The following is a 26,248-nucleotide window of genomic DNA, read 5'->3' as shown; positions in this document are numbered from 1 at the left end:
AAACTTCGCTACAATGGGTGTACCTTTTGTTAAGAGACATCCATTGTGGCGTTACTCATCATTACCACAATTCTGTGGGCCTTTTCCTTTAGCCTGTTTGGCGAGTACCTTGCCGGTCATGTCGATAGCTATTTTGCGGTGCTGGTGCGCGTTGGGCTGGCGGCGTTGGTGTTCCTGCCGTTTCTACGTACTCGTGGGCACAGCGTAAAAACGATCGGGCTGTATATGCTGGTGGGTGCCATGCAGCTTGGCATTATGTACATGCTGAGTTTTCACGCCTATCTGTACCTGACGGTTTCAGAACTGCTGCTCTTTACCGTGCTGACGCCGCTCTACATTACGCTGATTTATGATCTGATGAGCGGACGTCGTCTGCGCTGGAGTTACGCCTTTAGTGCGTTACTGGCGGTGATTGGCGCGGGGATCATTCGTTACGATCAGGTGACCAGCCACTTCTGGACCGGTCTGCTGCTGGTGCAGTTGTCCAATATCAGCTTTGCCATTGGTATGGTGGGCTATAAACGTCTGATGGAGACGCGGCCAATGCCGCAGCACAACGCCTTTGCCTGGTTTTATATGGGCGCCTTTATGGTGGCTGTCGTGGCCTGGTTCATGCTGGGCAATGCGCAGAAAATGCCTGCAACCACGCTACAGTGGGGAATTCTGGTCTTTCTTGGCGTGGCGGCGTCCGGCATTGGTTACTTTATGTGGAACTACGGCGCGACCCAGGTGGATGCGGGCACGCTGGGCATCATGAACAATATGCATGTCCCTGCCGGACTGCTGGTTAACCTGGCTATCTGGCATCAACAACCTCACTGGCCAAGCTTCATCATTGGTGCGGCTGTGATAGTGGCTTCACTGTGGGTACATCGAAAGTGGGTCGTTCCGCACTCCGTACAAACGGTAGGTGATCGCAGGCGTGATTCCGCGCTGAGCGAATAAACGCTTCTGTGACCGGCTGTCGCTGCTCGCCATCACGCACGGCGGCGTACAGTCGGCTCCACAATCCATCACCCAGGGTTTTGGTCACTACCAGGCCCTGGCGTTCAAAACTCTCCACCACCCAGTGCGGTAATGCCGCGATACCCATTCTGGCTGCAACCATCTGAATCAGCAGCAAGGTGTTATCCACGCTTTTCAGCGACGGACTAACGCCTGCAGGCTGCAGAAAATGCCGCCATACATCCAGTCGACTCCGCTGTACCGGGTAAATCAGCAGCGTCTCGCTGGCCAAATCTTCCGGTGTGATTTGTGTTTTGCTGGCCAACGGATGGTCAGGCGCCAGTACCAGGCGGACTTCAAAATCAAACATCGGTGAGTAGTGTAATCCGCTGCGCGGCAGGATGTCGGAGGTTAACACCAGATCCAGCTCATCCTGCTGTAGCGCTGGTTGCGGATCGAACGTCACGCCGGATTTAAAGTCCATCTCCACCTGCGGCCAGTTGGCACGAAAATTCTCCAGCGCGGGCGTCAGCCATTGAATACAACTGTGACATTCAATCGCGATTCGCAGCCGGGTTTGCTGCGGTTCGTTGCAGGCCTGCAGCGCACGACCAATTTGCGGCAACACCTGATTGGCTAACTGCAGCAGGATTTCTCCCTGCGGCGTAAAGCGCAGAGGCTGGCTTTTACGGATAAAAAGTCGAAAGCCAAGGCGCTGCTCCAGATCGCTGAACTGGTGAGAAAGGGCGGATTGGGTCTGATGCAACGTCGCCGCTGCGGCTGCCAGAGAACCACTATTCCGCAACGCCTGGAGCGTTTTCAGGTGTTTAATCTCGATCATGAAAGTCCTTCACTTCGGCATGAACAAATTGCGCTTGAGGAATATACAGTAACCGCCAATTATGGATGTGTAAACATCTGGACGGCTAAAATCCTTCGTCTTTTAAATTTATGGTGCGTTGGCTTCGTTTCCCCACCCCAGTCACTTACTTCAGTAAGCTCCTGGGGATGAGTAAACTTGCCGCCTTCCCTAAATTCAAAATCCATAGGATTTACATATAATTAGAGGAAGAAAAATGACAATATTGAATCACACCCTCGGTTTCCCTCGCGTTGGCCTGCGTCGCGAGTTGAAGAAAGCGCAAGAAAGCTACTGGGCGGGAAATTCTTCCCGTGAAGATTTGCTGACCGTTGGCCGCGAGCTGCGTGCCCGCCACTGGGATCAGCAGAAGCAGGCGGGCGTTGACCTGCTGCCGGTGGGTGATTTTGCCTGGTACGATCACGTGCTGACTACCAGCCTGCTGCTCGGCAACGTTCCGGCTCGCCATCAAAATAAAGACGGCTCGGTCGATATCGATACCTTATTCCGCATTGGCCGTGGCCGCGCACCAACGGGTGAACCCGCGGCGGCGGCAGAAATGACCAAATGGTTTAACACCAACTATCACTACATGGTGCCAGAGTTCACTAAAGGTCAGCAGTTCAAACTGACCTGGACCCAACTGCTGGATGAAGTGGACGAAGCGCTGGCGCTCGGTCACAAGGTGAAGCCTGTGCTGCTGGGGCCGGTAACCTACCTTTGGTTGGGTAAAGTGAAAGGCGAACAGTTTGACCGCCTGAGCCTGTTGAACGACATTCTGCCGGTTTACCAGCAGGTGCTGGGCGAGCTGGCGAAACGCGGTATTGAGTGGGTGCAAGTTGATGAACCCGCGCTGGTACTGGAGCTGCCGCAAGCGTGGCTGGACGCCTTCAAACCTGCTTATGACGCGCTGACGGGTCAGGTGAAGCTGCTACTGACCACTTACTTCGAAGGCGTAACGCCAAACCTGGATACCATTACCGCCCTACCGGTACAGGGACTGCACGTTGACTTCGTGCACGGCAAAGATGATGCAGCCGAGCTGCACACGCGTCTGCCAGCCGACTGGCTGCTGTCAGCGGGGCTGGTGAACGGCCGCAACGTCTGGCGTGCCGATCTCAGCGAAAAATACGCACAAATCAAAGACATCGTCGGGAAACGTAACCTGTGGGTGGCTTCTTCCTGCTCCCTGCTGCATAGCCCAATCGATCTCAGTGTGGAAACCCGCCTTGATGCAGAAGTGAAGAGCTGGTTTGCCTTCGCGTTGCAAAAGTGCGGCGAGCTGGCGCTGCTGCGCGATGCGTTGAATAGCGGTGATACGGCAGCAATTGTCGAGTGGAGCGCACCGATTCAGGCTCGTCGTCACTCTACCCGCGTACACAACGCCACAGTGGAAAAACGTCTGGCGGCAATCACCGCCCAGGACAGCCAGCGCGCTAACGCTTACCCGGTTCGTGCCGAGGCGCAACGTGCCCGCTTTAATCTGCCGGCATGGCCGACTACGACTATCGGTTCATTCCCGCAAACCACAGAAATTCGCGGCCTGCGCCTGGATTTCAAAAAGGGCAACCTGGATGCTGGGAACTATCGCACCGGAATTGCGGAACATATTAAACAGGCGATTGTTGAACAGGAGCGTCTGGGTCTCGACGTGCTGGTACACGGTGAAGCCGAGCGTAATGACATGGTCGAATACTTTGGCGAACACCTGGACGGCTTCGTCTTTACCCAGAACGGTTGGGTGCAGAGCTACGGCTCTCGCTGCGTGAAGCCGCCGGTGGTGATTGGCGACGTCAGCCGCCCGGAAGCGATCACCGTGGAGTGGGCGAAATATGCCCAGTCGCTGACCGACAAACCGGTAAAAGGCATGCTGACCGGTCCGGTGACCATTCTCTGCTGGTCATTCCCGCGTGAAGACGTGACGCGTGAAACCATCGCGAAGCAGATCGCGCTGGCGCTGCGTGATGAAGTGGCGGATCTGGAAGCGGCGGGTATCGGCATCATCCAGATTGATGAACCGGCACTGCGCGAAGGTTTACCACTGCGTCGCAGCGACTGGGCGGCGTATCTGGAGTGGGGAGTGGAGGCCTTCCGCATTAACGCGGCGGTAGCGAAGGATGAAACCCAGATCCACACCCACATGTGTTATTGCGAGTTCAACGACATCATGGACTCCATTGCGGCGCTGGATGCGGACGTGATCACCATTGAAACCTCGCGCTCTGATATGGAGTTGCTGGAATCGTTTGAAGAGTTCGACTATCCGAATGAAATCGGGCCGGGCGTATACGATATTCACTCGCCGAACGTTCCGAGCGTGGAGTGGATTGAAGCCCTGTTGAAGAAAGCCGAGCAGCGCATTCCAGCAGAACGTCTGTGGGTGAACCCGGACTGCGGCCTGAAAACCCGCGGCTGGCCGGAAACCCGTGCCGCGCTGGCGAACATGGTCAAAGCGGCGCAGAATCTGCGTCAGGCGTAATTCGGTGCCCGGGAAGCGCTGGTGCTTACCCGGGTTACAGGAAATCGCAATAGTTGTAGGCCCGGTCAGGCGTCGCTGCCACCGGGCAATTAACGTTTATTTCTTCCCACCGTATTGCACGAACCACTCCAGCATTCTCTGCCAACCGTCTTTCGCGGACTCTTCGTGATAGCTCGGGCGATAATCGGCGTTGAACGCATGTCCGGCATCGGGATAGACCACGATTTCCGCTTTAGCATTGGCGGCGCGTAGCGCCTGGCGCATTGTTTCAACGGTATCTTGCGGAATGCTGGTGTCCTGGCCGCCATAAAGCCCCAAAACGGGGGCGTTAAGATCGGTTGCGATATCAACGGGATGTTTTGGCGAGTTGAGGGTTTTATCACCCACCAGTTTGCCATACCACGCCACGGCCGCTTTTAACTGCGGATTATGTGCGGCATACAGCCAGGTGATGCGTCCACCCCAGCAAAATCCGGTGATCATCAACTGGTGCGCATCTCCTCCGTTGCGGGAGGCCCAGCTGGCGACGTGGTCCAGATCGGCCAGTACCTGAGAGTCAGGCACTTTGGCGACAAGGCCACTAAGCAGCGTAGGGATATCGGCAAAGTCATTGGGATCGCCTTCGCGAAAATAGAGTTCTGGTGCGATAGCCAGATACCCTTCCAGTGCCAGACGACGGCAAACGTCACGAATGTGCTCATGAATACCAAAAATCTCCTGCACGACAATGACTACGGGCAGCAGGCCATCAGTCTGTTTTGGTCGTGCGTGATACGCTGGCATATCATCGCCTTGTGAAGGTATAGACGTTACACCGGCGATAATTGCATTATCCGGGGTGTGAACCGTGGTAGACGTCGGTGGAGATACAGCAGGTGCAAAGCCAGATTGTCGTGTTGTCATGGTATTCTCCGTACCCTTAAATATTCAGCAAAAAAGCGCATTGTTAACTATAGACACATGCAACGAACCACATTGCCTTAAACGGTCTATCTTTTGTGCAGGGCTTACTTATATCGCATCATTTATGTGATAAAGATCACTATTTAATGGTAATCGAATGCAATTGATTTACATCATAGTGATGACTGTCACGAAAATATGTTTATGCCTTCGGTAAAGTGTGTTTTTGCTTCTTCTGACAAAACCGATTCACAGAGGAGTTTTTATGTCTAAGTCTGATGTTTTTCATCTCGGCCTCACTAAGAACGATTTACAAGGGGCTACGCTTGCTATCGTCCCTGGCGACCCGGAGCGTGTGGAAAAGATCGCCGCGCTGATGGATAAGCCGGTTAAGCTGGCATCTCATCGCGAGTTCACCACCTGGCGTGCTGAGCTGGATGGTAAAGCCGTGATCGTTTGCTCTACCGGTATCGGCGGCCCGTCCACCTCTATTGCCGTAGAAGAACTGGCACAGCTGGGCATTCGTACCTTCCTGCGTATCGGTACGACTGGCGCTATCCAGCCGCATATCAACGTGGGTGATGTACTGGTTACCACTGCATCTGTTCGTCTGGACGGTGCAAGCCTACACTTCGCACCAATGGAATTCCCGGCCGTTGCGGACTTCGAGTGCACCACCGCGCTGGTGGAAGCGGCGAAATCTATCGGCGCCACCACTCACGTGGGTGTTACTGCGTCTTCTGACACCTTCTACCCAGGCCAGGAGCGTTATGACACCTTCTCTGGTCGCGTCGTGAGCCGTTTCAAAGGCTCAATGGAAGAGTGGCAGTCTATGGGCGTCATGAACTACGAAATGGAATCTGCTACGCTGCTGACCATGTGCGCAAGCCAGGGTCTGCGTGCCGGTATGGTCGCGGGTGTTATCGTGAACCGTACTCAGCAAGAGATCCCTAATGCGGAAACGATGAAACAAACGGAAAGTCACGCGGTGAAAATCGTGGTAGAAGCCGCGCGTCGTTTACTGTAATTCTCCCGTCTATTCAAAAAGGCCGACGCGTTCGGCCTTTTTATTTTGCGTAGTGCCTCGCAGGAAATTCCTTTTAAACTGGACGTTTATACAGCACAATTCTATTTTGTGCGGGTAAGTCGTTGCTGTAAGGGGGCGTTGTGGATATTTCAATTATGATGAGTGCCGTGTTGGCGTTAGCCGCAGGGCTACTGGTAGGGTGGCTGGCGACAAAAGCACGCGCCGATCAAATCCGTGCCGACCTCATCGAAGAGCGACGTGAACTGGATATTGCGCTAAGCGCCGCTCGCCAGCAGCTCTCGCAGGAAGCTCACTGGCGTGATGAGTGCGAACTACTCAATAACGAATTACGCAGTCTGCACAGTATCAACACCTCTCTGGAAGCCGATCTCCGTGAAGTCACTACCCGGCTGGAAGCAACGCAACAGCATGCGGAAGATAAAATCCGCCAGATGATCAACAGCGAACAGCGTCTGAGTGAACAGTTTGAAAATCTGGCGAATCGTATTTTTGAGCACAGCAACCGCCGTGTTGATGAGCAAAATCGCCAAAGTCTGAACAGCCTGCTTGCGCCGCTTCGTGAACAACTGGACGGTTTTCGTCGCCAGGTTCAGGATAGCTTTGGTAAAGAGGCGCAAGAACGCCATACCCTGGCACACGAAATTCGTAATCTCCAGCAACTGAATGCGCAGATGGCGCAGGAAGCGGTGAACCTGACGCGGGCATTAAAAGGCGATAACAAAACGCAGGGTAACTGGGGAGAGGTCGTACTCACGCGGGTACTCGAAGCCTCTGGTCTGCGTGAAGGTTATGAATATGAAACCCAGGTCAGCATCGAAAACGACGCCCGTTCGCGAATGCAGCCTGATGTCATCGTTCGGCTACCGCAGGGTAAAGATGTGGTGATCGATGCGAAAATGACGCTGGTCGCCTATGAGCGCTATTTTAACGCAGAAGACGAATACACCCGCGAAAGTGCATTGCAGGAGCACATCGCCTCGGTGCGAAACCATATCCGTCTGCTGGGGCGCAAAGATTATCAGCAGCTTCCTGGGCTGCGTACGCTTGACTACGTGCTGATGTTTATCCCCGTTGAGCCCGCTTTTTTACTGGCGCTCGACCGACAGCCCGAACTGATTACCGAAGCGCTTAGAAATAACATTATGCTGGTGAGCCCTACTACGCTGTTGGTGGCATTGCGCACGATCGCCAACCTGTGGCGCTACGAGCATCAGAGTCGTAATGCGCAACAAATTGCCGATCGGGCCAGCAAACTTTATGACAAGATGCGGTTGTTTGTGGATGATATGTCGGCAATAGGTCAAAGCCTGGACAAAGCCCAGGACAACTACCGACAGGCGATGAAAAAACTCTCTTCCGGTCGTGGAAACGTCCTGTCGCAGGCAGAAGCTTTTCGTAGTTTAGGCGTGGAAATTAAGCGCGAGATTAATCCTGAGCTGGCTGAACAAGCTACTACACAGGATGAAGAATACCGCTTGCGCTCGGTCCCTGAGACGCAACAAGATGCGTCTTACCCCGAGGATGAAGCGGTAAATCAGCAATCAAACTAGCCCATTTGGGGTAGTTGAACCCGGCAGAAGGGTAGGGCAAATTGGCCCAATCTGTTACACTTCTCGAACATTTTTTGGATGAGCAGGCACTGAGATGGTGGATAATTCACAAGAAACGACGCACTTTGGCTTTCAGACCGTCGCTAAAGAGCAGAAAGCTGACATGGTGGCCCACGTTTTTCATTCTGTGGCGTCTAAATATGACGTTATGAATGACTTAATGTCATTTGGCATTCATCGTTTGTGGAAGCGCTTCACCATTGATTGCAGTGGCGTGCGTCGCGGGCAAACCGTTCTCGATTTAGCAGGCGGTACCGGCGATCTGACGGCGAAATTCTCTCGCATGGTTGGTGAAACCGGCAAAGTTGTGCTGGCGGATATCAATGACTCAATGCTCAAAATGGGTCGCGAAAAGCTGCGTAATATTGGCGTGGTAGGTAACGTTGAGTACGTTCAGGCGAATGCGGAAGCATTACCTTTCCCTGACAACACGTTTGACTGCATCACCATCTCTTTCGGTCTGCGCAACGTAACGGATAAAGACAAAGCATTACGCTCCATGTACCGCGTATTGAAGCCAGGCGGACGTCTACTGGTGCTGGAATTCTCCAAACCCATCATCGAACCGTTGAGCAAAGCCTACGACGCATACTCTTTCCATGTTCTGCCGCGCATAGGTTCAATGGTAGCAAGCGATGCGGACAGCTACCGTTATTTGGCGGAGTCCATCCGTATGCATCCCGATCAGGACACCTTAAAAGCAATGATGCAAGATGCCGGGTTCGAAAGCGTTGATTACTACAACCTGACAGCAGGTGTCGTTGCGCTGCATCGTGGTTACAAGTTCTGACAGGAGAGTGGGGATGCCTTTAAAACCCTTAGTAACCGCAGGCGTTGAAAATCTGCTCAACACCTTTCTGTACCGTTCTCCTGCGCTGAAGTCAGCCCGAACGCGTTTACAGGGTAAGGTGCTGCGTGTTGATCTCAAAGGATTTTCAACACCGTTAGTCCTGGTATTTAGCGAGCGCCAGGTCGATGTGCTGGGGGCATGGGAAGGCGAAGCCGATTGCACCGTAATCACATATGCCAGTGTGTTACCGAAATTGCGTGATCGACAGCAACTCACCACGCTTATCCGCAGCGGTGAGCTGGAAGTCCAGGGCGATATCCAGGTAGTACAGAACTTTGTTGCGCTGGCCGATCTGGCGGAGTTGGATCCTGCAGAACTGTTAGCACCCTATACCGGCGATATCGTCGCGGAAGGGGTCAGCAAAGTCTTGCGTGGTGGAGTGAAGTTCCTGTGCCATAACTTTCAGCGCCAGCAGCGCTATGTCGCCGAAGCGATCACTGAAGAGTGGCGCATGGCTCCTGGTCCACTAGAGGTTGCATGGTTTGCTGAAGAAACGGCAGCCGTTGAGCGCGCGGTTGAATCTCTGGCCAAACGGCTGGAAAAACTGGAGGCCAAATGACGCCAGGTGAAGTACGGCGCCTTTATTTCATCATTCGCACTTTTTTAAGCTACGGTCTTGATGAACTCATCCCCAAAATGCGAATCACGCTGCCGCTTCGGTTGTGGCGTTACTCGTTGTTCTGGATGCCCAACCGACATAAAGACAAACCGCTGGGAGAAAGGCTGAGACTGGCTTTACAGGAACTGGGCCCGGTGTGGATCAAATTTGGGCAAATGCTCTCTACCCGTCGTGACCTTTTCCCTCCGCACATCGCCGATCAGCTTGCGCTATTGCAGGATCGGGTTGCCCCGTTCGATGGGCTTAGAGCGAAAAAACAAATCGAAGAGGCTATGGGCGGGCTGCCCGTTGAGGAATGGTTTGATGATTTTGAAATCACGCCACTGGCATCTGCGTCTGTTGCTCAGGTCCACACTGCGCGATTGAAATCGAATGGCAAAGAGGTGGTGATCAAAGTTATTCGCCCGGACATACTCCCGGTCATCAAAGCGGATTTAAAACTGATCTACCGCCTGGCTCGTTGGGTTCCTCGTCTGCTGCCAGATGGGCGTCGCCTGCGACCAACAGAAGTCGTCCGTGAATATGAAAAAACGTTGATCGATGAACTGAATCTGCTGCGCGAATCGGCGAACGCCATTCAGCTACGACGTAATTTTGAAGATAGTCCGATGCTGTACATCCCGGAAGTGTATTCCGACTACTGCAGTCAGAACATGATGGTGATGGAGCGTATTTACGGCATCCCGGTTTCAGATGTCACCACGCTTGAGAAGAACGGCACCAATATGAAACTGTTGGCCGAGCGTGGTGTTCAGGTCTTCTTTACTCAGGTATTCCGCGACAGCTTTTTCCATGCGGATATGCACCCCGGGAACATTTTTGTCAGTTATGAGCACCCTGAAAACCCGAAATACATTGGTATTGATTGTGGGATTGTGGGCTCTTTAAACAAAGAAGATAAGCGTTACCTGGCTGAAAACTTCATTGCGTTCTTTAACCGCGATTACCGCAAAGTTGCTGAACTGCACGTAGATTCTGGTTGGGTTCCGCCGGATACCAACGTAGAAGAGTTTGAATTTGCCATTCGTACCGTGTGCGAGCCGATTTTTGAAAAGCCGCTGGCGGAGATTTCCTTTGGTCACGTGCTGTTGAATCTGTTCAACACTGCGCGCCGCTTCAATATGGAAGTTCAGCCTCAACTGGTATTGCTCCAGAAGACGCTGCTGTACGTTGAAGGTGTCGGACGACAACTCTACCCGCAGTTAGATTTGTGGAAAACGGCTAAGCCATTCCTCGAATCCTGGATTAAAGATCAGGTCGGTATTCCAGCGCTCGTTAGGGCATTTAAAGAAAAAGCACCGTTCTGGGTCGAAAAAATGCCAGAAATACCTGAACTGGTGTATGACAGTTTGCGCCAGGGCAAATATTTACAGCACAGTGTTGATAAGATTGCCCGCGAGCTTCACGCGAATCATGTACGCCAGGGACAATCCCGTTATTTATTGGGCATTGGCGCAACATTGTTGCTAAGTGGAACATTCCTGCTGGTAAGCCGCCCTGAGTGGGGGCTTATGCCGGGCTGGTTAATGGCGGGAGGCGTCATAGCCTGGTTGATCGGCTGGCGCAAAATGCGCTGAATTTTTCATCGCCCAAGGCAGGTCGTGTAACGTATACTACGGCCTTATTAATTCATCATCTATGACAGAGGAACATGTATGGGTGGTATCAGTATTTGGCAGTTGTTGATCATTGCCGTCATCGTTGTACTGCTATTTGGCACCAAGAAACTCGGCTCCATCGGTTCCGATCTTGGCGCGTCGATCAAAGGCTTCAAAAAAGCGATGGGTGATGATGAGCCTAAGCAAGATAAGACCAGCCAGGACGCTGATTTTACTGCTAAATCCATCACCGATAAGCAGGGTGAAGTGAAAAAGGAAGACGCCAAAAGCCAAGATAAAGAGCAGGTATAATCCGTGTTTGATATCGGTTTTAGCGAACTGTTATTGGTGTTCGTGATCGGCCTCATTGTTCTGGGGCCGCAACGATTACCTGTAGCGGTAAAAACGGTTGCTGGCTGGGTTCGCGCTTTGCGTTCCCTTGCAACTACTGTTCAGAATGAACTGACCCAGGAGCTTAAGCTTCAGGAGTTTCAGGACAGCCTGAAGAAAGTAGAGAAAGCGAGCCTGACAAATCTGACCCCGGAGCTGAAAGCGTCAATGGATGAGCTGCGTGAAGCGGCGGAATCGATGAAGCGTTCTTACAGCGTGCACGATCCTGAGAAAGCGAGCGATGAAGCGCACACTATCCATAATCCGGTGGTGAAAGAAGGTGAAGCGCAGCGAGAAGGGGTCACCCCTGCCGCCGCTGAAAACCAGGCCAGTTCGCCGGAGCAAAAACCGGAATCCGCGGGTGCTAAAACGCCAGAGCAGACGGAAAACACTTCCGCCACGTTGATGGATGCAGAAAAGAAAGCTGCCGCACCTGTTGTCGAATCCTCCCCCTCGTCGAGTGATAAACCGTAAACATGGCTGTAGAAGATACCCAACCGCTCATTACGCATCTTATCGAGCTGCGTAAGCGACTCCTGAACTGCATTATTGCGGTTATCGTGATCTTTCTGGCGTTGGTTTACTTTGCCAACGACATTTACCATATGGTTGCGGCACCGCTGATTAAACAGATGCCGCAGGGTGCAACGATGATCGCCACCGATGTGGCCTCACCGTTCTTTACCCCTATAAAGTTAACCTTCATGGTGTCGCTGATCCTGTCAGCGCCAGTGATCCTCTACCAGGTATGGGCATTCATTGCGCCTGCTTTGTACAAACATGAACGTCGCCTGGTTGTGCCGCTGCTGGTCTCCAGCTCGTTGTTGTTCTACATCGGCATGGCATTCGCCTATTTTGTCGTCTTCCCGTTGGCGTTTGGTTTTCTGGCTAACACGGCTCCGCAAGGCGTGCAGGTATCGACGGACATTGCCAGCTATCTCAGCTTCGTAATGGCGCTATTTATGGCTTTCGGTGTCTCTTTTGAGGTCCCTGTCGCCATTGTGCTGCTATGCTGGATGGGCATTACGACACCTGAAGATTTACGTAAGAAACGACCTTACGTTGTGGTGGGAGCATTCGTCGTCGGGATGTTACTGACCCCGCCAGATGTCTTCTCGCAAACGTTGTTGGCGATACCGATGTACTGCCTGTTTGAAGTGGGCGTTTTCTTCTCTCGTTTCTATGTCGGTAAGCGACGTACGCGAGATGAGGACAACGAGGCTGAAGAAGCAAAAGAAGCCGAAGCCACCGAGAAAACAGAAGAGTAAATTCAACCGCCCGTCAGGGCGGTTGTCATATGGGAGGTAGCATGTTTGATATTGGCGTTAATTTAACCAGTTCACAATTTGCGAAAGACAGGGATGATGTTGTGGCGCGCGCCTTTGCTGCGGGCGTAAACGGTATGCTTCTGACCGGAACAAACCTGCACGAAAGCCAGCAGGCGCTGAAGTTGGCGCAACATTATCCGCATTGCTGGTCCACGGCTGGCGTGCACCCGCATGACAGTAGCCAATGGCAATCCTCAACGGAAGACGAGATTATCGCGCTGGCAAACCAGTCTGAGGTGGTCGCTATTGGCGAGTGCGGTCTGGATTTCAATCGCAATTTCTCCACGCCACAGGAGCAGGAACGTGCTTTTGAGGCACAACTGCGCATTGCCGCTGAACTGCAGATGCCGGTTTTCATGCATTGTCGGGATGCCCATGAGCGTTTTCTGACGTTGCTGGAGCCGTGGCTGGATAGTCTCCCGGGCGCGGTGCTGCACTGTTTTACCGGAACGCGGCAGGAGATGCAGGATTGTGTGGACCGAGGGCTTTATATTGGTATTACCGGCTGGGTCTGTGATGAGCGCCGTGGGATGGAACTGCGGGAACTGCTGCCGTTTATTCCGGTAGAAAGACTACTGATCGAAACCGATGCGCCTTACCTACTTCCTCGCGACTTAACGCCTAAACCGACGTCACGGCACAATGAACCGGCGCACCTGCCACATATTCTTGAGCGTATTGCCCACTGGCGCGGAGAAGATCCTCAATGGCTGTCAGCAACCATTGATGCTAACGTCCGAACGTTGTTCGAAGTGACCTTCTAAACGGCTTAAATTTTTCGAAAACCGGTATTTTTCACGCTCTGCTTAACTTCTTTATTCAACAGGTTAAGCAGTAGCATGGAACGCGCTTCGCCATCCGGTTCGGTGAAGATCGCTTTTAGCCCCTCAAATGCCCCTTCAGTAATAATCACGCTGTCCCCTGGCTGAGGAGTTTGCGGGTCCACAATACCTTCAGGCTTGTAGATAGAAAGCTGGTGAATAACGGGAGAAGGGACGGTCGCAGGCGTCGCGCCAAAACGGACGAAATGGCTGACACCACGCGTGGCATTGATAGTGGTGGTGTGGATCACTTCCGGGTCGAACTCGACAAACATGTAATTAGGGAATAGTGGTTCACTGACTGTGGTACGTTTACCGCGCACTATTTTTTCCAGGGTGATCATAGGCGTCAGGCAGTTCACCGCCTGTCTTTCCAGGTGTTCCTGGGCTCTCTGAAGTTGCCCACGTTTGCAGTACAGTAAATACCAGGATTGCATAATAACTCTTATCCGCTTGTTCTGAGCGCAAGCATAGCAAAAGCCATGCGTTAAGTTAATTATACCCACCTCAACGCAGGCTGAAACCCAATGGGTATATACGCCCGGGGCTTATATGTATCGCCAGAGTTCACGCTAATTTAACAAAAATACAGCATCACAATGATGAACGCCGTATAATGAAGCGCTTACGAAGAGGCCACAATGGACGCCATGAAATATCACGATTTACGCGACTTCCTGACGCTGCTTGAACAGCAGGGCGAGCTCAAACGCATTTCGCTTGAGGTGGATCCCCATCTGGAAATTACTGAAATTGCCGATCGCACTCTGCGTGCCGGTGGGCCTGCGTTACTGTTTGAGAATCCGAAAGGCTATTCAATGCCGGTGCTGTGTAACCTGTTTGGCACACCAAAGCGTGTTGCGATGGGGATGGGACAAGAAGATGTCTCGGCGCTACGAGAAGTCGGTAAACTGTTGGCGTTTTTGAAAGAGCCAGAGCCACCGAAAGGATTCCGCGATCTGTTTGATAAGCTGCCGCAGTTTAAGCAGGTGTTGAACATGCCGACTAAGCGGTTGCGCGGTGCGCCTTGTCAGCAAAAAATCTACTCAGGCGATGACGTTGATTTAAACCGCATTCCGATTATGACCTGCTGGCCGGAAGATGCCGCGCCGCTGATTACCTGGGGGCTCACCGTAACGCGTGGTCCGCATAAAGAGCGGCAGAATCTGGGCATCTATCGTCAGCAGCTGATTGGCAAAAACAAGCTCATTATGCGCTGGCTGTCCCATCGCGGCGGCGCGCTTGATTACCAGGAGTGGTGCGCAGCGCATCCGGGTGAACGCTTCCCGGTTTCTGTGGCGTTAGGAGCAGATCCTGCGACCATTCTGGGGGCCGTGACGCCGGTCCCTGATACATTATCCGAGTACGCATTTGCCGGGCTGTTGCGCGGAACCAAGACCGAAGTGGTTAAATGTATTTCCAACGACCTGGAAGTGCCTGCCAGCGCAGAAATCGTGCTGGAAGGGTACATTGAACCGGGCGAGCTGGCTCCGGAAGGGCCGTATGGCGATCATACCGGCTACTACAACGAAGTAGATAGCTTCCCGGTCTTTACCGTCACGCACATTACCCAGCGTGAAGATGCAATTTATCACTCTACCTATACCGGACGCCCGCCAGATGAACCCGCGGTGCTCGGCGTGGCGCTGAACGAAGTCTTCGTGCCTATTCTGCAAAAGCAGTTCCCGGAAATCGTCGATTTTTATCTACCTCCGGAAGGCTGTTCATATCGCCTGGCCGTCGTGACGATGAAAAAACAGTACGCTGGCCATGCCAAACGCGTCATGATGGGTGTTTGGTCGTTTTTGCGTCAGTTTATGTACACCAAATTTGTTATTGTTTGCGATGATGACGTCAACGCACGCGACTGGAATGATGTGATTTGGGCAATTACTACCCGTATGGACCCGGCCCGGGATACGGTACTGGTAGAGAATACGCCAATTGATTACCTGGACTTTGCCTCGCCGGTTTCCGGCCTTGGTTCAAAAATGGGGCTGGATGCCACAAATAAATGGCCGGGCGAAACCCAACGTGAATGGGGACGTCCGATTAAAAAAGATCCTGAAGTGACTGCGCGCATTGACGCAATTTGGGATGAACTGGCCATCTTTAATGACGGCAAAAGCGCCTGAGGCGCGATCGTTTTGCCTATTGATCCGACAGAGAGAGCGCATGACAACCTTAAGCTGTAAAGTGACCTCGGTAGAAGCTATCACTGACACCGTATATCGCGTTCGTTTAGTGCCAGACGCGGCGTTTTCCTTTCGTGCTGGCCAGTATTTAATGGTCGTGATGGATGAAAGGGATAAGCGTCCGTTCTCCATGGCATCAACGCCGGACGAGCAAGGATTCATTGAGCTGCACGTTGGCGCCTCTGAGCTAAATCTTTACGCCATGGCCGTGATGGACCGCATTCTGAAAGACCGGGAAATCAAAGTCGACATTCCGCATGGCGAAGCCTGGCTGCGAGATGAAGACGAGCGCCCGCTGATCCTGATTGCCGGTGGTACAGGGTTCTCTTACGTGCGTTCTATTCTGCTTACCGCGCTCGCGCGCAACCCAAACCGCGATATCACCATTTACTGGGGCGGTCGCGAGGAGAAGCATCTCTACGATCTCTCCGAGCTGGAAGCGCTGTCTGTGAACCACCCGAATCTGCGCGTTGAGCCAGTGGTGGAACAGCCTGAAGACGGCTGGCGTGGTCGTACGGGAACCGTGTTAACGGCAGTATTGCAGGATTACGGTACCCTGGCGGAGCATGATATCTACATTGCCGGGCGTTTTGAAATGGCCAAAATCGCGCGCGATCTCTTCTGTAATGAGCGCAGTGCGCGTGAAGATCGCCTGTTTGGCGACGCTTTCGCGTTCATTTAAGCGCTGTGCGCCGGAGCCCTTCCGGCGCATTCATCACCAACCTTACTTCTTCTAACAGGGTGCAAGCCCGGTCTCGTTGTTTCTCTTTTTCACCACGTTTTTTAGTAAACATGTTTTTCCTATCTATTAATCACAAAAATTAGCTTTTGTGACAGGTCTCTTTTTGTTTAGTAAACAAAATTGGCAAACTAGACACAATCAAATTGCGAGGCGCAAACGAGGAAGACCATGAGACTCGGACTGGATATTGGCGGGACTAAAATCGAAGCGGTGGTGATTGATAACGCGGGGGAAATTGTTTACCGCGAGCGATGCGCGACACCAAAGCAGAGTTACGGTGATTTTTTCCAGGCCGTGACGGAGATGATTGTTAAGGCCAGACTGGCCGTTAATCAGCCTTTATCGGTTGGCGTTGGGGTGCCAGGCGCGGTGGATAGCGAAGGTTTGATTAAGAATTCGAACATCCTGGTGCTCAATCAACAGGCCTTTGCGCAAGACCTTGAGCGAGCATCAGGAATGCCAGTGCCGGTTACTAATGATGCCAACTGCTTTACCTTGTCGGAAGCGATGGACGGTAGCGGACACGGGTATAGCGTGGTATTTGGCGTGATCCTCGGTACCGGTTGCGGCGGTGGACTATGCATCGATAACCGCTTGATCTCTGGACCTAACGCCTGCGCAGGAGAGTGGGGGCATAATGCATTGCCGCGCTACCACGAATCTCAGGACGGGGCTGGAGTGAGATGCTATTGCGGACAGTTGAACTGTATTGAGAGCTTTATTTCCGGCAGCGGTCTGGAACGCCAGTACCTGAATCACACCGCGCAGCATGTGGGTGTGCCACAAATTATGCAACAGGTAGAATCGGGTGATGCGGATGCCTGCTTTGTATGGGAACGTTATTGCGATCAACTGGCGCGTGCGTTGGCGGGCGTGGTGAATACGCTCGATCCCGATGTTATCGTGCTTGGGGGTGGGGTATCCAATATCGATTTACTGTATTCGGGTTTGCAGGCGCGAGTGGCGCAGTACGTATTTGGTAAGCAGTGCCGCACACCGATCGTTCGGGCCCGTCACGGCGACAGCAGCGGCGTACGCGGTGCGGCCTGGCTGGGGGCGCAACAAGCCATAGTAGAATCAATGAGAGTGAAATGACAAAACCTGTACGTATCAGAGATATTGCCGAAGCTTGTGGTGTTTCAGTTGGTGCAGTTTCCCGCGCCCTAAAAGGGCAGCCGGGGCTGCGTGAAGACACCCGGCTGCGCATTATTTCTGTGGCGCAGCAGCAGGGTTATGATTTTTCCCGTCTGCGCACTGACAAGATCAAACGCGTCCTGTTTTTGCTTCACCGCCAGCACAATATCAGCCGGGCATTGCCGTTTTACTCTCAACTGCTGCTGGGCATAGAAGATAACTGCCGTGACCATGGTATTGCGCTGAGCTTTCTCTCCATTGGTCCAGGCGATGCAGTGAGTGAACAGGTGCTGCTGCACCAGCCTGATGCGCTGATCTGTGCCGGATTTTTTGAGCCTGAATTACTTGGCTTGCTGCAACAGATGAAGCTGCCGTTGGTGCTGGTGGATCTCTGGGCGCCGGGCCTGCCTTGCGTGAATCCGGACAACACCCAGGGCGGTTATCTGGCTACACAACATTTGATTGCACAAGGTCGCAGCCGTATTGCTTTTCTTGCCAGCACGCTTGCGCACTACAGCATCCGTCAGCGCGAGAAGGGTTACCGTCAGGCATTGTATGAGGCCCGTTTGCTGATGCCGCCAGAGTATGAAGCCATTGCGCCGCCGCTGCTGGATACCGAGCAATCTTTGGTGGAGGCGGTGAATGAATTGCTCAGTCTGCCAGAGCCGCCCGACGCTATTTTTGCCTATAACGATGCGGCAGCGCTGGTCGTTCAACGGGTGTGTGCGCAGCAGGGTATACGTATCCCGGAAGATCTGGCGCTGGTTGGGTTTGATGATATCGATGCTGCGGCATGGTCACATCCACCACTCACCACCATTGCGGTTGATAAACAACAATTGGGGCGTGAAGCGCTGCGTTTATTGCTGGAAGAAAATCAGGAAGAGAATCTGCTGTTGCCGGTGCAGTTAGTGGTACGTGGTAGTTCAGGGAAATAAAAAACCCGCCCCTGACAGGCGGGAAGAACGGCAACTAAATTGTTATACAATGGCATTTGTGTTGTAGGCCGGATAAGACGCATCAGCGTCGCCATCCGGCATAGTCGCCGGGGGCGCTTCGCTTGCCCGGCCTACAATAAGTCACATGCTTTGATTAAACTCGCTCAAATACCGTCGCGATGCCCTGGCCTAAACCGATACACATCGTCGCCAGGCCAAACTGTACGTCTTTGCGTTCCATCAGATTGAGCAGGGTGGTGCTGATACGCGCCCCAGAGCAACCCAACGGATGGCCCAAAGCGATCGCCCCGCCGTTGAGGTTGATCTTCTCATCGATCTGCTCCATCAGCCCCAGATCTTTAATGCACGGCAGGATCTGAGCGGCAAAGGCTTCGTTCATCTCAAACAAACCGATATCGCTGGTGGAGAGTCCCGCTTTTTTCAGCGCCAGTTTTGAGGCCGGAACCGGGCCGTAACCCATGATTGAAGGGTCGCAGCCAACAACAGCCATCGAACGAATACGGGCACGCGGCGTCAGACCCAGCTCACGGGCGCGACTTTCGCTCATGACCAGCATCGCCGCAGCGCCGTCGGAGAGTGCGGAGGAGGTACCGGCAGTGACCGTTCCGCTAACCGGATCGAACGCCGGACGCAGGGTGGAGAGCGCTTCAACGGTTGTCTCCGGGCGGATAACCTCATCGTAGTTAAACTGCTTCAGCACGCCGTCGGCATCATGGCCGCCGGTCGGGATGATTTCGTTTTTAAATGCGCCAGACTGTGTTGCAGCCCAGGCGCGAGCATGTGAACGTGCGGCGAAAGCATCCTGCATTTCACGGCTGATGCCGTGCATGCGAGAGAGCATTTCCGCAGTCAGACCCATCATTCCCGCGGCTTTTGCCACGTTGCGGCTCATGCCCGGATGGAAATCAACGCCGTGGCTCATTGGCACATGGCCCATATGCTCCACGCCGCCAATCAGGCACGCCTGAGCATCGCCGGTCATGATCATGCGTGCCGCATCGTGCAGCGCCTGCATGGACGAACCGCACAGGCGGTTGACCGTGACGGCTGGAACGGAGTGAGGAACTTCCGCCAGCAGCGCGGCGTTACGGGCGATGTTGAAACCCTGCTCCAGCGTTTGCTGCACACAGCCCCAGTAAATATCATCAAGCGCGGATGGCTCCAGCGCAGGATTTCGCGCCAGCAGGCTACGCATTAAGTGTGCGGAGAGATCTTCTGCCCGCACGTTACGAAACGCGCCCCCTTTCGAACGGCCCATCGGGGTACGGATCGCATCAACAATTACAACCTGTTCCATTGTGACTCCTTAAGCCGTTTTCAGGCTGCCAACCGGGCGGGCAGGCTCAACCTGGGGATAATACGGTTCGTTATGGCGCGCCTTATCACGCAGACCAGCCGGAACTTCATACAGTGCTCCGAGGTGCTGATACTGCTGGGCCATATCGAGATACTTCGCGCTGCCGAGCGTATCCAACCAGCGGAACGCGCCACCATGGAACGGAGGGAAGCCCAGGCCATACACCAGCGCCATGTCGGCTTCTGCCGGGCTGGCGATAATGCCTTCTTCCAGACAACGCACCACTTCGTTGACCATTGGGATCATCATGCGAGCGATAATCTCTTCATCACTGAAGTCGCGTTTCGGCTGGCTGACTTCTGCCAGCAGATCGTCAACGGTGGCATCCTCTTCTTTCTTCGGCTTGCCCTTGTTGTCTTCTTTATAACGCCAGAATCCAAGACCGTTTTTCTGTCCGAAACGGTTCGCATCAAACAGGGCGTCTATCGCGTCGCGATAATCTTTCTGCATACGCTGAGGGAAGCCTGCGGACATCACTGCCTGCGCGTGATGTGCGGTATCAATTCCCACCACGTCCAGCAGATAAGCCGGGCCCATCGGCCAGCCAAACTGTTTTTCCATGACTTTGTCGACTTTGCGGAAATCCGCCCCATCGCGCAGCAGCTGGCTGAAACCGGCAAAATACGGGAACAGCACGCGGTTCACGAAGAAACCGGGGCAGTCGTTGACCACAATTGGGGTTTTGCCCATCTGGCTTGCCCAGGCGACAACTTTGGCGATGGTTTCATCCGAGCTTTTCTCGCCGCGAATAATCTCAACCAGTGGCATGCGGTGTACTGGGTTAAAGAAGTGCATCCCACAGAAGTTTTCCGGGCGCTTGAGCGCGCTGGCCAGCTCGTTGATTGGGATGGTGGAGGTATTTGAAGCCAGTACGGTGTCCGGGCGTACCTGATCTTCGGTTTCTGCCAGTACCGCTTTTTTCACTTTCGGGTTTTCCACGACAGCTTCAACCACCACGTCCACACGCTCAAAACCGCTATAGTCGAGGGTTGGATGAATAGTGGAAATCACGCCCGCCATTTTCAGACCGTCAATTTTGCCGCGCTCAAGCTGTTTGTTCAGCAGCTTGGCCGCTTCGGTCATGCCCAGCGTTAATGATTTGTCGTTGATATCTTTCATGACAACCGGCACGCCTTTCCAGGCTGACTGGTAAGCGATGCCGCCGCCCATAATGCCCGCGCCCAGCACCGCAGCTTGCTTCGGTGCTTCAATATTTTTGGTGAGTTTTTTGGCTTTGGCTTTGACGAACTGATCGTTAAGGAAGATCCCAACCAGCGCGCGAGCTTCACTGGTGTGCGCCAGTGGAACAAAGCTTTTATTTTCCAGATTCAGCGCTTCTTCACGGCCAAAACGGGCCGCTGCTTCAATGGTTTTTACCGCGGTAATCGGCGCGGGATAATGCTTCCCTGCCGTCTGTGCCACCATACCTTTAGCGATGGTAAAGCTCATAGCCGCTTCAATTTTGCTGAGTTTCAACGGCTCCAGCTTCGGCTGACGTTTGGCCTTCCAGTCGAGGTCGCCGTTAATCGCCTGACGTAATACTGCGATCGCGCCATCAAGCAGTTTGTCTTGCTTCACTACGCCATCGACCAGGCCGATTTTTAGCGCCTGCTCAGCACCAACATCCTTACCTGCCGCAATAATTTCCAGCGCGCTGTCCGCACCCAGCATACGTGGCATACGCACGGAGCCGCCAAAGCCCGGCATAATGCCCAGCTTGGTTTCCGGCAGGCCAATGCGCAGGTCCGGCGTTGCCAGACGATAATCGGTTGCCAGAACACACTCGCAGCCGCCACCCAGCGCGTAGCCGTTTACTGCTGACAGGGTCGGAACAGGCAGATCTTCGAGGCGATTAAAGACGCTGTTGGCAAAATGCAGCCACTGGCTCAGTTGTTCTTCAGGCACGAGGAACAGTGAAAGGAATTCGGTGATATCGGCACCAACAATAAAGGCTGCTTTGTTAGAACGCAGCAGCAGCCCTTTTAAATTCGGTTGTTTTTCCAGCACATCAAGCGCATGGCCCAGGCTGGCAACGGTGGCCGTGTCGAGTTTATTGACCGAACCAGGGGCATCGAACACCAGTTCGGCGATGCCATCTTCCAGCCAGTCGAGGTACAGGGTGTCGCCTTTGTAAAGCATGTCAGTCTCCTGAATCCGCAAGGTGATCTGGTCATACCAGATGAATCGAAGTGTGTGTTTTATGTTAATAAAATGCAAATGAATGATTAAAGAAATGACGATTCGATCACGCTCGGCAGAAATCACGCACTCACAAAGCGATGTGCTAAGATGCGGAGACTTGAGGTCAAAAAACAGAAGGATAGAAAATGGAATCGCTGGCCGCACTCTATAAAAATCATATCGTTACCTTACAGGAACGGACGCGCGACGCGCTGGATCGCTTCAAACTGGATGCGTTACTTATTCACTCTGGCGAACTTGTTAACGTCTTTCTCGACGATCATCCATATCCGTTTAAGGTCAATCCACAATTTAAAGCCTGGGTGCCTGTAACACAGGTTCCTAACTGCTGGTTGCTGGTGGATGGCGTAAACAAGCCGAAACTGTGGTTCTACCTGCCGGTCGATTACTGGCACAACGTTGAGCCGCTACCAACCTCTTTCTGGACGGAAGAAATCGAGATCATCGCGCTGCCGAAAGCGGATGGTATCGGTAGCCAACTGCCTGCTGCTCGAGGCAATATTGGTTATATCGGCCCGGTTCCGGAACGTGCGCTGCAACTAGACATCGCGGCCAGCAACATCAACCCGAAAGGGGTGATCGACTACCTGCATTATTACCGCGCCTATAAAACGGAATACGAACTAGCCTGTATGCGCGAAGCGCAGAAAATGGCGGTAAATGGACACCGTGCAGCAGAAGAAGCGTTCCGTTCCGGAATGAGCGAGTTTGACATCAACCTCGCTTACCTGACTGCCACCGGTCACCGCGACACCGACGTGCCATACAGCAACATCGTGGCGCTTAACGAGCATGCTTCGGTTCTTCATTACACCAAGCTGGATCATCAGGCACCGTCTGAAATCCGCAGTTTCCTGCTCGACGCTGGTGCGGAATACAACGGCTATGCGGCAGACCTGACGCGTACCTGGTCGGCGAAAAACGACAACGACTATGCGCATCTGGTGAAAGACGTTAACGACGAAGAGCTGGCGCTGATTGCCACCATGAAAGCAGGCACCAGCTACGTGGATTATCACATTCAGTTCCATCAACGTATCGCGAAGCTGCTGCGTAAGCATCAAATCATCACCAGTATGAGTGAAGAAGCGATGGTGGAAAACGATCTTACCGGGCCGTTTATGCCGCACGGTATTGGTCACCCGCTGGGCCTGCAGGTACATGATGTCGCAGGCTTTATGCAGGATGACAGCGGTACTCATCTGGCCGCGCCGTCGAAGTATCCTTACCTGCGTTGCACCCGCGTACTGCAACCAGGCATGGTTCTGACCATCGAACCGGGCATTTACTTCATTGAATCTCTGTTGGCACCGTGGCGTGAAGGACAGTTCAGCAAGCACTTCAACTGGCAGAAAATTGAAGCACTGAAACCGTTCGGCGGTATTCGTATTGAAGACAACGTGGTGGTCCACGAAAACAATATCGAAAACATGACGCGGGATTTGAAACTGGCGTAATGGACAGTTGGTTAATCCCTGCGGCGCCGGTTAGCGTCGTCGAAGAGATCAAAAAAAGCCGCTTCATTACGCTGCTCGCCCATACGGACGGCGTAGAAGCGGCAAAGGCGTTTGTTGAGTCAGTCAAAGCGGAACACCCGGACGCCCGCCACCATTGTGTGGCGTGGGTGGCGGGTGCGCCCAATGACTCGCAGCAACTAGGGTTTTCAGACGATGGCGAACCGGCGGGTACGGCAGGTAAACCGATGCTCGCGCAGCTGATGGGGAGCGGTGTCGGCGAGATTACCGCTGTAGTCGTGCGCTACTACGGCGGTATCCTTCTCGGTACTGGAGGGTTGGTAAAAGCCTACGGTGGTGGTGTGAATCAAGCGTTGCGCCAGTTAACGACACAGCGCAAGACGCCATTAACCGAATATACTTTGCAGTGTGAGTACGGTCAGCTGGCAGGCATTGAAGCCTTGCTGGGGCAGTTTGACGGTAAAGTCGTTGCCAGTGATTACCAGGCTTTTGTTCGGCTCAGGGTGGCGCTTCCTTTTGCCAAAGTGGATGAGTTTTCGGCAAAACTGGCGGATTTTAGTCGTGGTTCATTGCAATTGTTAGCGATTGAAGAATAATCCCCACCTCATTTTAAAGAACTAAGGAAGCGGCAGAGATGCATTTTCGCGCCATCACCCGAATCGTTGGACTACTGGTCATCTTATTCTCGGGGACAATGATTATCCCCGGACTGGTAGCGCTCATCTACCGCGATGGGGCAGGGCGTGCATTCACCCAAACTTTCTTCGTTGCTCTGGCGATCGGCTCCATGCTGTGGTGGCCAAACCGTAAAGAGAAGGGCGAGCTGAAATCGCGCGAAGGATTTCTGATTGTCGTTTTGTTCTGGACCGTTCTGGGCAGTGTGGGTGCGCTACCGTTCATCTTTGCAGAAAGCCCTAACCTAACGATAACCGACGCTTTTTTTGAATCCTTTTCCGGATTAACCACTACAGGTGCGACGACGCTGGTGGGGCTGGATTCATTGCCACACGCGATTCTCTTTTATCGCCAGATGCTGCAATGGTTCGGCGGGATGGGGATCATCGTGCTGGCGGTGGCTATCCTGCCTATTCTTGGCGTTGGTGGGATGCAGCTCTATCGTGCAGAAATGCCGGGGCCGCTGAAAGATAATAAAATGCGCCCGCGTATTGCCGAAACGGCGAAAACGCTGTGGCTAATCTATGTATTACTGACGGTGGCGTGCGCGCTGGCGCTATGGTTTGCCGGGATGCCCGCGTTTGACGCCATTGGGCACAGTTTTGCCACAATCGCCATCGGTGGTTTTTCCACACACGATGCCAGCGTGGGGTATTTCGACAGTCCCACGATTAACACCATCATTGCTATCTTCTTGCTGATCTCCGGTTGTAACTATGGTCTGCACTTCTCTTTATTAAGTGGGCGTAGTCTGAAGGTCTACTGGCGGGATCCGGAATTCCGCATGTTTATCGGCGTGCAGCTGACGCTGGTGGCAGTCTGTACGCTGGTGCTATGGATACACAATACCTATGGCTCGGCGCTCACGACGATCAACCAGGCCTTTTTCCAGGTGGTATCGATGGCGACGACCGCCGGATTTACCACGGACAGTATTGCCCGCTGGCCGCTGTTTCTGCCAGTGCTGTTGCTGTGTTCTGCTTTTATCGGCGGCTGTGCCGGGTCGACGGGCGGTGGCTTGAAGGTGATTCGTATCCTGCTGCTGTTTAAGCAGGGTAACCGCGAATTGAAACGACTGGTCCATCCGAATGCGGTTTACAGTATCAAACTGGGTAACCGTGCGTTGCCGGAGCGAATTCTTGAAGCCGTATGGGGATTCTTCTCTGCCTATGCGCTGGTCTTTATTATCAGTATGCTGGCGATTATTGCGACCGGTGTTGATGACTTCTCCGCGTTTGCCTCCGTAGTGGCAACGTTGAATAACCTGGGGCCTGGACTGGGGGTTGTCGCCGACAACTTTGCCAGTATGAACCCTGTGGCGAAGTGGATCCTGATTGCCAATATGCTGTTTGGTCGTCTGGAGGTCTTTACTCTGCTGGTGCTCTTTACCCCTACCTTCTGGCGTGAATAATGGAGTAACACGTGAAAACACTGATTCTTTTTTCTTCCCGGGACGGACAAACGCGTGAAATCGCTGAGTATCTGGCTTCTGAACTCAAAGAGCTGGGCGTTTGGGCAGATGTTGTTAATTTGCATCGTACCGCGGAGCCGGACTGGCAAAATTATGACAGCGTGGTAATTGGCGCCTCGATTCGCTACGGTCATTACCATGCTGCTTTTCAGGAGTTTGTGAAAAAGCATGCCACACGGCTGAATTCGATGCCGAGCGCGTTCTACTCCGTAAACCTGGTTGCCCGTAAACCGGAGAAACGTACGCCGCAAACCAACAGCTATGCGCGTAAGTTCCTGATGAGTTCGCCGTGGCGACCAGACCACAGCGCAGTCATTGCGGGTGCTTTGCGGTATCCACGCTATCGCTGGTATGACCGCGTTATGATCCAACTGATAATGAAGATGTCAGGCGGTGAAACGGATACGAATAAAGAAGTGGTGTATACCGATTGGGAACAGGTTGCGAGATTCGCGCGAGAAATAGCCCAATTAACCAACAAAGCGTTGTTAAAATAAGCGCAAAGAATAAAAAATACGCACTCGGAAGATTATTTTAAATTTCCCCTTGTCAGCCTGAAATAACTCCCTATAATGCGCCTCCACTGAC

The 26,248-nt window shown here is 53.2% G+C and carries 24 protein-coding genes; 19 read left to right on the top strand and 5 right to left on the bottom strand.

Features of this window, described 5'->3' with window-relative positions; genetic code table 11:
* The first annotated feature begins 45 nt into the window (after nt 1-45).
* Nucleotides 46-945, top strand: a complete 900-nt coding sequence (locus tag OGY17_RS02085) for a carboxylate/amino acid/amine transporter (RefSeq protein WP_008787092.1) — start codon at nt 46-48, stop codon at nt 943-945.
* Here the strand turns inward: OGY17_RS02085 and metR are convergent.
* Nucleotides 833-1,786: an HTH-type transcriptional regulator MetR gene (gene metR / locus OGY17_RS02080; RefSeq protein ID WP_003017908.1), complete on the bottom strand. Its 954-nt coding sequence runs from the start codon at nt 1,784-1,786 to the stop codon at nt 833-835. The genes OGY17_RS02085 and metR overlap by 113 nt on opposite strands.
* 235 nt (nt 1,787-2,021) lie before the next feature.
* Here metR and metE point away from each other — a divergent pair, with 235 nt between their 5' ends.
* Nucleotides 2,022-4,283, top strand: a complete 2,262-nt coding sequence (gene metE, locus OGY17_RS02075; RefSeq protein ID WP_191215287.1) for a 5-methyltetrahydropteroyltriglutamate--homocysteine S-methyltransferase — start codon at nt 2,022-2,024, stop codon at nt 4,281-4,283.
* Between the two features lie 96 nt (nt 4,284-4,379).
* Here metE and OGY17_RS02070 read toward each other — a convergent pair whose 3' ends face one another.
* Nucleotides 4,380-5,186 (bottom strand): dienelactone hydrolase family protein, encoded by an 807-nt coding sequence (locus tag OGY17_RS02070; protein WP_003828924.1) that lies wholly within the window; start codon nt 5,184-5,186, stop codon nt 4,380-4,382.
* Nucleotides 5,187-5,451: 265 nt separating this feature from the next.
* Here OGY17_RS02070 and udp point away from each other — a divergent pair, with 265 nt between their 5' ends.
* The 9 genes from udp (at nt 5,452) to tatD (ending at nt 13,393) form a co-directional block, all read left to right on the top strand.
* Complete coding sequence (gene udp / locus OGY17_RS02065) at nt 5,452-6,213, top strand: uridine phosphorylase (protein WP_003828923.1); 762 nt, start codon at nt 5,452-5,454, stop codon at nt 6,211-6,213.
* Between the two features lie 140 nt (nt 6,214-6,353).
* A complete protein-coding gene (gene rmuC, locus OGY17_RS02060) occupies nt 6,354-7,784 on the top strand; it encodes a DNA recombination protein RmuC (protein WP_095533171.1) in 1,431 nt (476 codons plus the stop codon).
* Nucleotides 7,785-7,878: 94 nt separating this feature from the next.
* Nucleotides 7,879-8,634, top strand: coding sequence for a bifunctional demethylmenaquinone methyltransferase/2-methoxy-6-polyprenyl-1,4-benzoquinol methylase UbiE (ubiE, locus tag OGY17_RS02055; RefSeq protein ID WP_003017897.1), 756 nt, complete (start codon nt 7,879-7,881; stop codon nt 8,632-8,634).
* A 13-nt stretch (nt 8,635-8,647) separates the two neighbouring features.
* On the top strand, nt 8,648-9,253 hold the full coding sequence (ubiJ, locus tag OGY17_RS02050) for a ubiquinone biosynthesis protein UbiJ (protein WP_204558618.1): 606 nt from the start codon (nt 8,648-8,650) through the stop codon (nt 9,251-9,253).
* Complete coding sequence (gene ubiB, locus OGY17_RS02045; protein ID WP_003828916.1) at nt 9,250-10,890, top strand: ubiquinone biosynthesis regulatory protein kinase UbiB; 1,641 nt, start codon at nt 9,250-9,252, stop codon at nt 10,888-10,890. The genes ubiJ and ubiB overlap by 4 nt, the downstream gene beginning before the upstream one ends.
* Before the next feature lie 78 nt (nt 10,891-10,968).
* A complete protein-coding gene (gene tatA, locus OGY17_RS02040) occupies nt 10,969-11,223 on the top strand; it encodes a Sec-independent protein translocase subunit TatA (protein ID WP_003017888.1) in 255 nt (84 codons plus the stop codon).
* Nucleotides 11,224-11,226: 3 nt separating this feature from the next.
* Nucleotides 11,227-11,775, top strand: coding sequence for a Sec-independent protein translocase protein TatB (gene tatB, locus OGY17_RS02035; protein ID WP_008787098.1), 549 nt, complete (start codon nt 11,227-11,229; stop codon nt 11,773-11,775).
* A gap of 2 nt (nt 11,776-11,777) precedes the next feature.
* On the top strand, nt 11,778-12,569 hold the full coding sequence (tatC, locus tag OGY17_RS02030) for a Sec-independent protein translocase subunit TatC (protein WP_003828911.1): 792 nt from the start codon (nt 11,778-11,780) through the stop codon (nt 12,567-12,569).
* Between the two features lie 41 nt (nt 12,570-12,610).
* Complete coding sequence (tatD, locus tag OGY17_RS02025; protein ID WP_286606316.1) at nt 12,611-13,393, top strand: 3'-5' ssDNA/RNA exonuclease TatD; 783 nt, start codon at nt 12,611-12,613, stop codon at nt 13,391-13,393.
* 5 nt (nt 13,394-13,398) lie between these two features.
* Here tatD and rfaH read toward each other — a convergent pair whose 3' ends face one another.
* Entirely contained in the window at nt 13,399-13,887 is a 489-nt protein-coding gene (gene rfaH / locus OGY17_RS02020) for a transcription/translation regulatory transformer protein RfaH (RefSeq protein ID WP_003017881.1), read from the bottom strand.
* A 204-nt stretch (nt 13,888-14,091) separates the two neighbouring features.
* Between rfaH and ubiD the strand changes: the two genes are divergently transcribed.
* The 4 genes from ubiD (at nt 14,092) to OGY17_RS02000 (ending at nt 18,459) form a co-directional block, all read left to right on the top strand.
* On the top strand, nt 14,092-15,585 hold the full coding sequence (gene ubiD, locus OGY17_RS02015; protein WP_003828905.1) for a 4-hydroxy-3-polyprenylbenzoate decarboxylase: 1,494 nt from the start codon (nt 14,092-14,094) through the stop codon (nt 15,583-15,585).
* A gap of 40 nt (nt 15,586-15,625) precedes the next feature.
* A complete protein-coding gene (gene fre / locus OGY17_RS02010) occupies nt 15,626-16,327 on the top strand; it encodes an NAD(P)H-flavin reductase (protein ID WP_003828903.1) in 702 nt (233 codons plus the stop codon).
* Nucleotides 16,328-16,555: 228 nt separating this feature from the next.
* Complete coding sequence (locus OGY17_RS02005; protein WP_032945719.1) at nt 16,556-17,482, top strand: ROK family protein; 927 nt, start codon at nt 16,556-16,558, stop codon at nt 17,480-17,482.
* Nucleotides 17,479-18,459, top strand: coding sequence for a LacI family DNA-binding transcriptional regulator (locus OGY17_RS02000; protein ID WP_020996097.1), 981 nt, complete (start codon nt 17,479-17,481; stop codon nt 18,457-18,459). The genes OGY17_RS02005 and OGY17_RS02000 overlap by 4 nt, the downstream gene beginning before the upstream one ends.
* A gap of 154 nt (nt 18,460-18,613) precedes the next feature.
* On the opposite strand, the gene fadA is transcribed toward OGY17_RS02000, so the two are convergent.
* Both fadA and fadB read right to left on the bottom strand, forming a co-directional pair.
* Nucleotides 18,614-19,777: an acetyl-CoA C-acyltransferase FadA gene (gene fadA / locus OGY17_RS01995; protein WP_003828895.1), complete on the bottom strand. Its 1,164-nt coding sequence runs from the start codon at nt 19,775-19,777 to the stop codon at nt 18,614-18,616.
* A gap of 9 nt (nt 19,778-19,786) precedes the next feature.
* A complete protein-coding gene (gene fadB, locus OGY17_RS01990; RefSeq protein WP_032941592.1) occupies nt 19,787-21,976 on the bottom strand; it encodes a fatty acid oxidation complex subunit alpha FadB in 2,190 nt (729 codons plus the stop codon).
* A 188-nt stretch (nt 21,977-22,164) separates the two neighbouring features.
* Between fadB and pepQ the strand changes: the two genes are divergently transcribed.
* From pepQ to hemG, 4 genes are read left to right on the top strand one after another with little or no spacing between them, the layout of a single operon-like run.
* Nucleotides 22,165-23,496 (top strand): Xaa-Pro dipeptidase, encoded by a 1,332-nt coding sequence (gene pepQ / locus OGY17_RS01985; RefSeq protein ID WP_191215282.1) that lies wholly within the window; start codon nt 22,165-22,167, stop codon nt 23,494-23,496.
* Complete coding sequence (locus OGY17_RS01980) at nt 23,496-24,110, top strand: IMPACT family protein (RefSeq protein WP_003017851.1); 615 nt, start codon at nt 23,496-23,498, stop codon at nt 24,108-24,110. Before pepQ ends, OGY17_RS01980 begins: the two co-directional genes overlap by 1 nt.
* A gap of 38 nt (nt 24,111-24,148) precedes the next feature.
* Complete coding sequence (trkH, locus tag OGY17_RS01975; protein WP_003017848.1) at nt 24,149-25,600, top strand: Trk system potassium transporter TrkH; 1,452 nt, start codon at nt 24,149-24,151, stop codon at nt 25,598-25,600.
* A gap of 11 nt (nt 25,601-25,611) precedes the next feature.
* Nucleotides 25,612-26,157, top strand: a complete 546-nt coding sequence (gene hemG, locus OGY17_RS01970; RefSeq protein ID WP_048237121.1) for a menaquinone-dependent protoporphyrinogen IX dehydrogenase — start codon at nt 25,612-25,614, stop codon at nt 26,155-26,157.
* Nucleotides 26,158-26,248: the final 91 nt, after the last annotated feature.

Origin of the sequence: Citrobacter sp. Cpo126 (genome assembly GCF_030332445.1) — a bacterium.
GTDB lineage: Bacteria > Pseudomonadota > Gammaproteobacteria > Enterobacterales > Enterobacteriaceae > Citrobacter > Citrobacter portucalensis.
This window is presented reverse-complemented; position numbering and strand designations above follow the sequence as displayed.

Bases quoted from the DNA above. Each gene is read 5' to 3' on its own strand.
- metR (WP_003017908.1), bottom strand. From the start codon at position 1,786: ATGATCGAGATTAAACACCTGAAAACGCTCCAGGCGTTGCGGAATAGT.
- metE (WP_191215287.1), top strand. From the start codon at position 2,022: ATGACAATATTGAATCACACCCTCGGTTTCCCTCGCGTTGGCCTGCGT.
- OGY17_RS02070 (WP_003828924.1), bottom strand. From the start codon at position 5,186: ATGACAACACGACAATCTGGCTTTGCACCTGCTGTATCTCCACCGACG.
- udp (WP_003828923.1), top strand. From the start codon at position 5,452: ATGTCTAAGTCTGATGTTTTTCATCTCGGCCTCACTAAGAACGATTTA.
- ubiE (WP_003017897.1), top strand. From the start codon at position 7,879: ATGGTGGATAATTCACAAGAAACGACGCACTTTGGCTTTCAGACCGTC.
- ubiJ (WP_204558618.1), top strand. From the start codon at position 8,648: ATGCCTTTAAAACCCTTAGTAACCGCAGGCGTTGAAAATCTGCTCAAC.
- ubiB (WP_003828916.1), top strand. From the start codon at position 9,250: ATGACGCCAGGTGAAGTACGGCGCCTTTATTTCATCATTCGCACTTTT.
- tatA (WP_003017888.1), top strand. From the start codon at position 10,969: ATGGGTGGTATCAGTATTTGGCAGTTGTTGATCATTGCCGTCATCGTT.
- tatC (WP_003828911.1), top strand. From the start codon at position 11,778: ATGGCTGTAGAAGATACCCAACCGCTCATTACGCATCTTATCGAGCTG.
- tatD (WP_286606316.1), top strand. From the start codon at position 12,611: ATGTTTGATATTGGCGTTAATTTAACCAGTTCACAATTTGCGAAAGAC.
- rfaH (WP_003017881.1), bottom strand. From the start codon at position 13,887: ATGCAATCCTGGTATTTACTGTACTGCAAACGTGGGCAACTTCAGAGA.
- ubiD (WP_003828905.1), top strand. From the start codon at position 14,092: ATGGACGCCATGAAATATCACGATTTACGCGACTTCCTGACGCTGCTT.
- fre (WP_003828903.1), top strand. From the start codon at position 15,626: ATGACAACCTTAAGCTGTAAAGTGACCTCGGTAGAAGCTATCACTGAC.
- OGY17_RS02005 (WP_032945719.1), top strand. From the start codon at position 16,556: ATGAGACTCGGACTGGATATTGGCGGGACTAAAATCGAAGCGGTGGTG.
- OGY17_RS02000 (WP_020996097.1), top strand. From the start codon at position 17,479: ATGACAAAACCTGTACGTATCAGAGATATTGCCGAAGCTTGTGGTGTT.
- fadA (WP_003828895.1), bottom strand. From the start codon at position 19,777: ATGGAACAGGTTGTAATTGTTGATGCGATCCGTACCCCGATGGGCCGT.
- fadB (WP_032941592.1), bottom strand. From the start codon at position 21,976: ATGCTTTACAAAGGCGACACCCTGTACCTCGACTGGCTGGAAGATGGC.
- pepQ (WP_191215282.1), top strand. From the start codon at position 22,165: ATGGAATCGCTGGCCGCACTCTATAAAAATCATATCGTTACCTTACAG.
- OGY17_RS01980 (WP_003017851.1), top strand. From the start codon at position 23,496: ATGGACAGTTGGTTAATCCCTGCGGCGCCGGTTAGCGTCGTCGAAGAG.
- trkH (WP_003017848.1), top strand. From the start codon at position 24,149: ATGCATTTTCGCGCCATCACCCGAATCGTTGGACTACTGGTCATCTTA.